10 protein-coding genes and 1 pseudogene are annotated in these 9,898 nt (G+C 66.1%); 6 read left to right on the top strand and 5 right to left on the bottom strand.

Translation table 11 applies throughout. The features are described from left to right. A pseudogene (locus tag CF70_RS36860) lies at positions 1-703 on the bottom strand (tail fiber protein); the annotation flags it as partial. A gap of 262 nt (positions 704-965) precedes the next feature. Here CF70_RS36860 and CF70_RS02160 point away from each other — a divergent pair. From CF70_RS02160 to CF70_RS02170, 3 genes are all read left to right on the top strand, one after another. Continuing rightward, on the top strand, positions 966-2,048 hold the full coding sequence (locus CF70_RS02160; RefSeq protein WP_035859720.1) for a tetratricopeptide repeat-containing glycosyltransferase: 1,083 nt from the start codon (positions 966-968) through the stop codon (positions 2,046-2,048). Positions 2,049-2,368: 320 nt separating this feature from the next. Next, the gene (locus tag CF70_RS02165) at positions 2,369-3,151 is read left to right on the top strand and encodes an SDR family oxidoreductase (RefSeq protein ID WP_081861996.1); all 783 of its coding nucleotides are present in this window, start codon (positions 2,369-2,371) and stop codon (positions 3,149-3,151) included. A gap of 111 nt (positions 3,152-3,262) precedes the next feature. Next, entirely contained in the window at positions 3,263-4,240 is a 978-nt protein-coding gene (locus CF70_RS02170; protein ID WP_035859722.1) for an aldo/keto reductase, read from the top strand. Between the two features lie 44 nt (positions 4,241-4,284). Here CF70_RS02170 and CF70_RS02175 read toward each other — a convergent pair whose 3' ends face one another. Further along, positions 4,285-5,649 carry an MFS transporter gene (locus CF70_RS02175; RefSeq protein WP_035859724.1) on the bottom strand — a complete coding sequence of 455 codons (1,365 nt, stop codon included), beginning with the start codon at positions 5,647-5,649 and terminating at the stop codon, positions 4,285-4,287. A gap of 40 nt (positions 5,650-5,689) precedes the next feature. Between CF70_RS02175 and CF70_RS35620 the strand changes: the two genes are divergently transcribed. Further along, complete coding sequence (locus CF70_RS35620) at positions 5,690-5,962, top strand: hypothetical protein (protein WP_152561664.1); 273 nt, start codon at positions 5,690-5,692, stop codon at positions 5,960-5,962. Here the strand turns inward: CF70_RS35620 and CF70_RS02180 are convergent. Further along, positions 5,932-6,285, bottom strand: a complete 354-nt coding sequence (locus tag CF70_RS02180) for a VOC family protein (protein WP_035859727.1) — start codon at positions 6,283-6,285, stop codon at positions 5,932-5,934. The genes CF70_RS35620 and CF70_RS02180 overlap by 31 nt on opposite strands. Before the next feature lie 83 nt (positions 6,286-6,368). After that, entirely contained in the window at positions 6,369-7,154 is a 786-nt protein-coding gene (locus tag CF70_RS02185; protein ID WP_051647980.1) for a DUF6597 domain-containing transcriptional factor, read from the bottom strand. Positions 7,155-7,263: 109 nt separating this feature from the next. Here CF70_RS02185 and CF70_RS02190 point away from each other — a divergent pair, with 109 nt between their 5' ends. Next, positions 7,264-8,025 (top strand): metallophosphoesterase family protein, encoded by a 762-nt coding sequence (locus CF70_RS02190; RefSeq protein ID WP_035859729.1) that lies wholly within the window; start codon positions 7,264-7,266, stop codon positions 8,023-8,025. Positions 8,026-8,326: 301 nt separating this feature from the next. Then, positions 8,327-8,797, top strand: a complete 471-nt coding sequence (locus CF70_RS02195) for a hypothetical protein (protein ID WP_051647981.1) — start codon at positions 8,327-8,329, stop codon at positions 8,795-8,797. Positions 8,798-8,865: 68 nt separating this feature from the next. On the opposite strand, the gene CF70_RS02200 is transcribed toward CF70_RS02195, so the two are convergent. Further along, positions 8,866-9,783 (bottom strand): LysR family transcriptional regulator, encoded by a 918-nt coding sequence (locus CF70_RS02200; protein ID WP_035859732.1) that lies wholly within the window; start codon positions 9,781-9,783, stop codon positions 8,866-8,868. Positions 9,784-9,898: the final 115 nt, after the last annotated feature.

Genomic DNA, 9,898 nt, shown 5'->3' on the forward strand with positions numbered 1-9,898 from the left:
TGGCCCCCGTCACGCCGGCGGCACCCGTTGCACCCGTTGCGCCCGTGGCACCGGTCGCGCCCACGTCGCCACGCGCGATCTGGCTCGTCACCGCAGCCAGCGTGGTGTTGGTTGCGGCCAGGCGGGCGCTCAGCGCTTCGAGGCGGTCGTCATAGGCGTCGCCGTTCCTGGGCGCGAACTTCTGGTTTAGCAGGTCGAGGCTGCCGGCATCCACGCCGAGGTTGGTCAGGCGCTGCTTGACCAGCATCAGCGCGGTCGGCAGGCGATCGTTGGCGGCTCCGGCGGAGACGGCCGAGAAGGTCGTGAAGAAGGCTTCGGTATCCGGATTCTGCGCTGCCGATGCCACCACCAGTTCGGTGATCGGCGTAATGTTGGTGGTACCCGGGCCCTGCAAAAAGGAGTGCAGCACCAGCCCGGTGGAGGTGACGACCCGCGCGGCGCACGGCAGCGTCAGCCCGGCGGTCGAGACCGACCAGCTGCCGTCGGCGCCTGTGGTGGTGGTGGTCTGGCCGCTGACGCACTTGATCCGCACTTCCGCGTTGGTGATGGGCGCGCCGGTGGCGGCGGTGCCGGACATCGTGGCGGCCGGCAATGCGCCGGAGGAGACCGCCGCGCCCGCGTTTCCGCTGTCATCACCGCCGCAGCCGGACAGGAGAATGGCCGTAGCGGCGGAAAGACCGATGGCCCATTGGTGTTGTTTCATGATTCCCGACCCCTTCGATTTAAGTAGTTCTGGATGCGCGCGCATTGGCGTGCTGTTGGCATGGCACGCTGACCTTGCCGAAAAGACCGGATGTCTTTGTCGGTGAATGCCATGGCCCTGTGGATGAAAATACGGCCGTTTTCCGGGCGCAAGAATGGTAGCGTCAGAATTGGTTCCCATGTCCCCACTTTGGTAGGGGGTGTCGCATTTGAATTGGCGGTATGCTCTCGCCTTTCTGACTCGCGACTATGGAGAACCGGCGGTGGCACGCATTTGCCTGAACATGATCGTCAAGGACGAAGCGCCTGTGATCACACGCTGCCTGCAGAGCGTCAAACCGTGGATCGACCACTGGATCATCGTCGATACCGGTTCCTCCGACGGCACGCAAGAGGTCATCCGTCAGTTCATGGCCGGCATTCCCGGCACGCTGCACGAGCGTCCGTGGCGAGATTTCGCCCACAACCGCAATGAGGCCATGGCGCTGGCAAAAGACGAGATGACCGGCGCTGATGACTACCTGCTGTTCATCGATGCCGACGAAACCCTGCAAATGGACCTGGGGTTTCGGTGGCCGGCGCCCAGTGCCGACGGCTATCAGTTCCGCTGCGAACTCAATGGCTGGCAATACCTGCGCAATGCGCTGGTCTCGGCGCGTATGCCATGGCGCTGGGAGGGGGTACTTCACGAATACCTGACGCAGGATCAGCCACATCGCTGGGATGCACTGCCCGGTGCCGCCATCGTGGTGTCGCGTGACGGGGCAAGGGCGCGCGCAGGTGATACCTATCTGCGCGATATCGCGGTGCTTGAGAAAGCGATACACGACGAGCCTGCCAATACGCGATATCGGTTCTATCTGGCCCAGAGCTATCGCGATGCCGGCAAGCTCGACGAGAGCATTCGCGTTTATGGCGAACGCGCCGAAATGGGAGGCTGGGACGAGGAAGTCTGGTTCGCCCGCTTCCAGATCGCGGTGCTGCGGGAGCGCCGCGGCGACGCGCCTGCTGCCGTGCGTGAGGCGTATCTGATCGCCTATCAGGCGCGCCCGACCCGGGCAGAACCATTGTGCGAGCTTGCCCGTTATCACCGGCTGCGCAACGAATTTGCCCTTGCGCACCTGTTTGCCCAGCAGGCAGCAGCGCTGACGAGGCCGGCGGACGCACTGTTCGTGGACGAATCGGTCTACGCATGGCGCGCGCTGGACGAACTTTCCGTGAGCGCCTACCACGTAGGGGCGATCGAACAGGGCAGGCAAGCCCTGGCGCGGCTGGTGGCCGAGGCACGGTTTCCTGCGCACCATCAGGCGCGCATCGAAGGCAATCGGCAGTTCTTCAGCCTTTGACGCCCACCCGGCGCACCGTTCTACCTCTTTCCCCGTAAGGCCTGTTCTCCATCCGCTTGCGTTCACATGGTGTTCCCAGCGGGTGACAGGCCGGCACTGCAAAAAAGGGCCATCTTGCGAACACGTTAAATGGCGGGTCCCAGGCTACGAGAGCAACACATCATCATGAGATCAACGTCATTGGCAACTGTACTCATGAGAAATGCTTAGTTCATCGGATCGCGGTTCGGGAATATAGTCCGTGGACCCTCGCGCCATGGCAGGGCGTCTCCTTTCCGCCATTGGCGCGCCTCAGCAAACCGCCACGAATGCACTCACCGATGAACGCACTGCCAGTCCCCACACATCAAGCCGATTATCAAACCCGGCAGAAAGCCACCGGGATATCCGGCAAGACCGCAGTCATCATCGGCGGCACCTCCGGCATCGGACGCGCCGTGGCGAACCGCTTCATCGCGGCCGGCGGCGCGGTCATCCTCGGCGGCCGCTCGCAAGAGACGCTCGACGCGGAGCTGGCCCGCATCGCCGCGGCCGGCGGCACCGCCTCCGGCCATGTGGTCGACATGGCCGCGCGGGAATCGGTAGCTGCGTTCTTCGCCAGGATTCCCCGCCTCGACTACCTGTTCGCGCCCGGCGCGGCCTACCAGGTTGCCTCCATCCACAGCGATGACCACGAAGCGGTGGAAAGCCCCTTTCGCAGCAAGTTCTGGGGCCAGTACCACGCCGTGCGCGAAGCCGCGCCCAAGATCTCTGCGGACGGCGCCATCGTGCTGATGTCCGGCGCCGCCGGCGCGCGCCCCATCAGGGGCGCCTCGGCGTATGCGGCTTGCAACGCCGCAATCGAAGGTCTCGGGCGCTCCCTTGCGCTGGATCTGGCGCCGGTGCGGGTCAACACCGTTTCGCCGGGGACCATCGACAGCGACCTGTGGCAGCGCCGCCCTGCCGAGTTGCGCGCGCACGCCTTCGACAGCTACAGCCGCAGCACCGCGCTTGGCCGGGTCGGCGGCGTGGACGAAGTGGCCGACGCAGTGCTGTTCCTGTTCGGCAATGGCTATACGACGGGAACGACCCTGTTCGTCGACGGCGGCTACGTGTTGCCCTGACCGCTGCCGCGCGTGGCGCCGTCGTCCTCGCCGGAATTCGCATACCATGCCGGAGTGCGCCGAAGGCCCGCTGCCGGCCGCCAGTATCAATGACATCGGAGGAGAGACGAGATGGACTATGTGAGGTTTGGCTCGACGGGACTGAAGGTATCGCGGCTGTGCCTGGGTTGCATGACCTATGGCGTGCCGGAGCGCGGCAACCACCCCTGGACGCTTGGCGAAGAAGCCAGCCGCCCGCTGATCCGGCAGGCGCTGGAAGCCGGCATCAATTTCTTCGATACGGCCAACGTGTATTCCGACGGCACCTCGGAGGAAATCGTCGGCCGTGCGCTGAAGGATTTCTCCAGCCGCGACGACGTGGTGATCGCCACCAAGGTGCATGGCCGCATGCGTCCCGGCCCGAACGGCGCGGGCCTGTCGCGCCGCGCCATCCTGGCCGAGATCGACAACAGCCTGCGCCGGCTGGGCACCGACTACGTGGACCTGTACCAGATCCACCGCTGGGACCCACATACGCCCATCGAGGAAACCCTCGAAGCGCTGCATGACGTGGTCAAGGCGGGCAAGGCACGATATATCGGCGCTTCGTCCATGTATGCCTGGCAGTTCTCCAAGGCGATCTACACCTCGCGCCTGCATGGCTGGACGCAGTTCGTCAGCATGCAGGACCATGTCAACCTGCTGAACCGGGAGGAAGAGCGCGAAATGCTGCCGCTGTGCGCCGCCGAGGGCATCGCGGTGATGCCGTGGAGCCCGCTGGCGCGCGGCCGCCTGACGCGGCCGTGGCAGGCCGGCAGCGCCCGCGAGGAGAGCGACGCGTTCGGCAGGTCGCTCTATCGCCATACCGAGGAGGCGGACCGCAAGGTAGTGGAGCAGGTGCACGCCATTGCGCAGGCGCGCGGCGTGCCGCCGGCGCAGGTCGCGATGGCATGGCTGGCGCAGAAGCCGGGGATCACGTCGCCGATCCTTGGCGCGTCGAAGCCGAACCATATCGAGGATGCCGTGGCGGCGCTGTCGCTCGGGCTGACCGGCGCCGAGATCGCCGCGCTGGAAGCCCCCTACGTGCCCCACGCGCCGGTGGGCTTCTGAGCCGGCCGTCATCGTGGCCGCCCCCGGTGGCTACCGGTGGCCGGTCACTCTCCGGACGGCTGCATGGCAGCCGCGCCGGTATCGCGCGTGATCAGCCGCAAACCGCTGGCAATGCTGGCCACGCCGGCGAAGCCAGCGCCGATCCCGAGCGCCAGCGTGGGCCCGTGGCGGCCCGCGATGCCGAAGCTCAGCGCTACCAGCGCCGCGCCTGTGGCCTGGCCGAGCAGGCGCGCGGTCGCGATCACGCCGCTGGCGCCGCCGCTGCGCGAGCGCGGCGCGCTCGACATCAGCGCCTTGAGGTTCGGCGACTGGAAGAAGCCAAAGCCCGCGCCGCAGATGGCCATGCGGATGCCGATATCCAGCGCGCTGGGATGCGCCGGCAGCAAGGCCAGCGACGCCATGCCCATGCACATGACCGCCAGCCCGACGCCGCCAAGCAAACCCGGCGGATAACGGTCCGACAGCCGGCCCGCCAGCGGCGCCATCAGCGCGACGACCGCTGACCACGGCGTCATCAGGAAGCCGGTCTCGATCGGGCTGCGCCCGAGCACGCTCTCGAAATAGAACGGCAGCGATACAAAGGCCAGCCCCTGCGCCGCGAACGAGAAGATCGCGGTCATGGTCGACAGTGCAAACATGGGACGCTTGAGCAGGTCGATCGGCAGCATCGGCGCGGGATGGCCGCGCTCGCGGCGCAGCAGCAGCACGAACGCCACGAGGAACAGGGCCACCGCCGCCAGCGACTGATGCAGTGGCGCGCGCTGCGCGCCCTCCCCCAGTGCAAAGATCAGCGAGGCGAACATGACCACGTTCAGCCCCGCCGCGACACGGTCGAAACGATGCGCACCGCGCACCGTCTGCGGCAGCGCGGGCCATGCGATATAGAGCGCCAGCAGGCCGATGGGCAGGTTCACGGCGAACAGCCAGGGCCAGGGTCCGAGCGAAAGGATGATCGACGCCACCGTGGGCCCGACCGCGAACGATACGCCAACCACCAGCGCATTCAGCCCGACCCCTCGCCCCAGCCGGTGCGGCGGGAAGATCGCGCTGATCAGTGCCGCGTTCACGCTCATGATGGCGCTCGCGCCGACGCCCTGCAGCAGCCGGGCGGCGGCCAGCGTCGGCAGCGACCAGGACAGCGCGCAGACCACTGAAGCGGCGATAAAGAGCAGCAGTCCGCCCAGGTACACGCGCCGGTGCCCGACGATGCCGCCGAGCGCGGCGAAGGGCAGCAGCGTGGCCACCATGGCAAGCTGATAGGCATTGATGACCCACACGGATGCCGCGGGCGTCGCGTGCAGGTCGGCCGCGATGGCCGGAAGTGCTGTGTTGGCGATCGCCGTATCGAGCGTGGCGAGGGAGACTGCCACCAGGATGGCAGCCATGCCGCGGCGTTCGAGCGGCGTCATGACCGCATCCGCGGCACGGGCTGGGGGATTGGAATCCGCAATGTTCGACACTGTCTTCACCGGTTACCGCCGCGGCCGGACCGCGCCGATGCGCCACCGCCCCGCCGCTACAAGCTGCTCGCTATTGTCTGATACATGGAGCATGGTTAATGCGCGCGAAATGGGGGAAAACGGCAAAAAACGGCGAAAACGGCAAAAACCATGGCAAGCCAACACAATACGGGAAAACGCGAACATCTGCTGGCGGCGCGCCCGCCGCCAGCTTTCAAGTGCCGGCCAAGCCTATGCCGCGGACCACACCGCCAGTTCGTAGCCGTCCGGGTCCCGGAAGTGGAAACGCCGGCCGCCCGGGAACGAGAACACCGGCCTGACCACGGTGGCGCCGGCAGCTTCCACGCGGCGCTGGGTCTCGGCCAGGTCGTCGGCATAGAGGATCACAAGCGGTCCGCCGGGGCGGACCTCTTCGCCGGTGGTGAAGCCGCCGGTCAGCCGGCCATCGCTGAATTCGCAATAGGTGGGGCCGTAGTCGGTGAAGGTCCAGCCAAAGACCCCGCCGTAGAACGCCTTGGAACGGGCGATGTCGCTGACGTTGAATTCGATATTGTCGATCTGACGGTCCTGGCCTCTGGTTCCCATGACGACTCCTTGATGTCGGATGTTGGATGGATGGGCGCCATGATCGCCCAGGCACAGCCAAAAAGCTTGAACAAAACGGCCACTCAAACGCGCAGCTGGCGCAACAGGGCCGTCGCGGTCATGCCGCACAGCGACTGGATCTCCCGGCTCAGGTGCGCCTGATCGGCATAGCCCGCATCCGCGGCCAATGCGGCCAGGCCGCCATACGCCGATGCCCGCGCCAGCGTCAGCGCGTGCTGGAACCGCAGGATCCGCTCAAGGGTCTTTGCGCCATAGCCGAAATGCTCGATGCTGCGGCGCCTGAGCGTGCGTTCGCTGAGGCCCAGCCGGCGCAACAGCAGGGGCATGGTCTCGCCCGCCGTGCCGGCATTGGCCTGCACCAGGGAAAAGATGGCTGCCGCCTCGCGGCTCGGGGTGGCGACGCGCGGCGCCAGATTGGCCAGCTGGTTCTGGAATACCTCGGCGCGTTGCTTGCCGGCCTCGGCCATCCGCCCGGCAAATTCATGCGCGCGCCGGCCCCACAGGTCGGCAAGGTCTACCTCGCAACCGACAATGTCCGACAGGGGCAGGCCCAGCCAGTGCGGCGCGGCGCCCGGCTGGAAGCGCGCGCCCAGCACCGTCGCGCCCGGCGCCAGGTCTGGCCTGGCCGCCGTGATGTCCGGCCCGACGGCAAGCAGCCGGCCGTCGCGCCAGAGCAGATCCACGCAGCCGTCCGGCACCACGGCGACCGCCCCGGCATGACCGGCCGGCAAGGCGCTGGCCCATACACACTGGAAATGCGCCTGCAGTTCCGGCCGGGGCGTGCTTTCGCAATACCGGCCAACGGTGCCGGCCAGCGCGGGCACCTCTCGCGAATCGCTTGCTTGCATTACTCTCTGTCCGGGATAACTTGCGGATTGCAGGCAATGCCCGCCAATAGTTGAATGCTGGAATAGTGGATTAGCGGTATTGTCCCATTCTGCAAAGGAGAGACTTTTGATGAAGATAGGATTGGTTTCGGACCTGCATCTTTCGGTTTATCCGATGGACTTTCCGAACCCCGATGTGGACGTGATGATACTGGCCGGCGATATCTGGCGGCCCAGCGAAGCCATGGCGTGGGCCGCCGCTGCGCGCCTGCCGACGCTGTATGTGGCGGGCAACCATGAGTTCTACGGCAGCGACCTGGCCACCACCATGGACGCACTGCGCGCAGGCGCGGCCGGCACGAGCGTGCAGGTGCTGGAACGTACCGAATGGCACTACCGTGGCGTGCGCTTCCTGGGCTGTACGTTGTGGTCCGACTACCGCCTGTTCGCCTCGGCGCAGCAGCGCGAGGATGGCCTGCGCGACGCCCAGTCCCTGATGCGGGACTTCTCCCGCATCCGCGTGGCGCCGGATTTCGAGGAGCGCTTCACGCCGGCCACGTCGCAAGCCCTCTTCAGGGATTCGGTAGCCTGGCTGGACGAGCGGTTCCAGGCCGGCCACGACGGCAAGACGGTCGTCATTACCCACTTCGCGCCGTCGCCGCTGAGCATCAGCCCCAAGTTCGCCGGCTCGCACCTCAATGCCAGCTTCGTCTCCGACCTGAGCCGGGAGATCCAGGCCTGGCAGCCGGACCTCTGGGTGCACGGCCATACGCACGACAGCTTCGACTACAAGGTGGGCGCCACGCGCGTGGTGTGCAACCCCCGGGGCTATGCGCGCGAAGGCAAGCTCGAGAATCCGCGCTTCGATCCCAATCTTGTCATCGAACTGTGATAGGCCCAGGATCGGCCTGACATGGGCAACGCAGGCCGGATCGCCCGCCGCGTTTGCGGCGCGGGCGCTGCGTCATCGCGCAGCCGGCAACCCACTTGGGATTTTCCCTTGGTTTGTGGCACAAAGCGCAGTTTTAGGCCTTTCCGCCCGAAAGGGCATCTCGCGATCGGCGCCGTTGTTTGCTACTGTCTCGTCCGCAGGCAAGCAAGGCGGGCCTCGCCCGCCACATCCCTGTGCCGCCCGGGCCGGCCACGCACCGGCCCCTGGTCTGGCGGCAAGCTCGAAACAGGAGACAACATCAATGAGGCCCAGGGCTCTGGAACCGACCGAATCAGTACTTCTTGCCTTGATGGACAGCGTGCGCGAGTGGCAGCGCGTGCTGGATCAGACTCTCTCCGACGTAGGACTGGACTATGCCAAATGGATCTTGCTTCGCGCGATCCGTCAGGGCGAGTTCGTTCGCCACGAGCCCTGGCTTGGCCCGATGCTGATTTCCGCTCCACAGTCTGAAAGCCTCCTGCGCACATTGCACGCGGATCGCTGGATCGAGTTCGATCCCGCCGGCCAGCCCTTCATCCCCGCGGGCGCCGTACCCAGGGTAGAGCGTGTGTGGAGCGGCATGAAAGCACTGCACTCGGTATCGGTGGCGCCGTTCAGCACCGAGGAACGCACCGCCCTCACCGCTTCCTTGAGGCGCATGAAAGCCACCTTGCACGATCACAGCCTGCGCCTTGGGCGGCAGGCGGAACAACGGGTGGAGCTGGCGCACTGATGCGTGCTTGCGGGGGCGGCAACGCCAGCCCCCGGCAAGCGGCATCGGGAGCGCTGCGACCAGTGCCCCTACCTGCCGCCGTTGAATAACGGCGATGCTTCGATGCGTTCCAGCATGCTGCGCGCCGCGCTGGTCAGTGGGCGGTTGGCCCTGACGATCAGGCGCGATTGCGCGGCCTCGAAGATGGGATTGGTGGTACGCAACGCAACCAGTTCGCCTTTGGCGACTTCCTTCACCACCGAGTTCGCCGACGTGAAGGTCAGCCCGAGACGGCACTCGACGTAACGCTTGAGCGTCAGGATCGAGTTGGCGACAAAACCCGGGGTCAGGACGATATTCTCGGAAAGCTCCGCCATCTCGATCAACTGGCGCAAGCCGAAGCCCGGCGCCATCAGCGCGACCGGATAGCGCGCGACGTCCTTCAGCGCGGGCCGCTTGCGCTGGCGCGCCAGCGGGTGATCCGGCCAGGCGATGACGCACAGCGGATGCGTGCGCGAATTGACCACGCGAACGGCGGGATCCGCGGGCGGGCCGAAGACCACGCCGATATGCGCGTCGTCATGCACCACGGCGCGCACCGCGTCCGAGGCGCCGGCCACGCGCAGTGAGACGCGGATGCCGGGATGCTGGCGGCAGAATTCGTCCACCACGCCGCTCATCAGGATATCGACGAAACCTTCGCTGGCGACAAGCTGGATGTCGCCGCGCTGCAGGCCGTTTACCTCATCCAGCCGGGCCATCAGCGCCTGCTCGCTGGCCTGGCGGTCGCGGTAATGGTCCATCACGATGGCGGCGATTTCGGTGGGGACGATGCCGCGGCCTTTGCGTTCCAGCAGGGTTACGCCGAGTTCTGTCTCCAGGAGCTGGATCTGGCGGCTGACGATGGAGGGTTCGACGCCGAGGCGTTCGGCGGCGCCGCGGACTGAGCCGGTGGTGACGGCTTCGAAGAAGTATTGCAGGCGTCGGGGGCTTAGGCCGCCTTCCATTTTTTGGTTCCTTGGTTTTTTGGTTGGTTGGTTTGTGTGTGGCTTCGTGGCTTGGCTTCTTAGCTACAACTACAACTACAACTACAACTTCAACTTCAACTTCAACTTCAACTTC

It is taken from the genome of Cupriavidus sp. SK-3 (assembly GCF_000611145.1).
In the GTDB taxonomy this organism is placed as follows: Bacteria; Pseudomonadota; Gammaproteobacteria; order Burkholderiales; family Burkholderiaceae; genus Cupriavidus.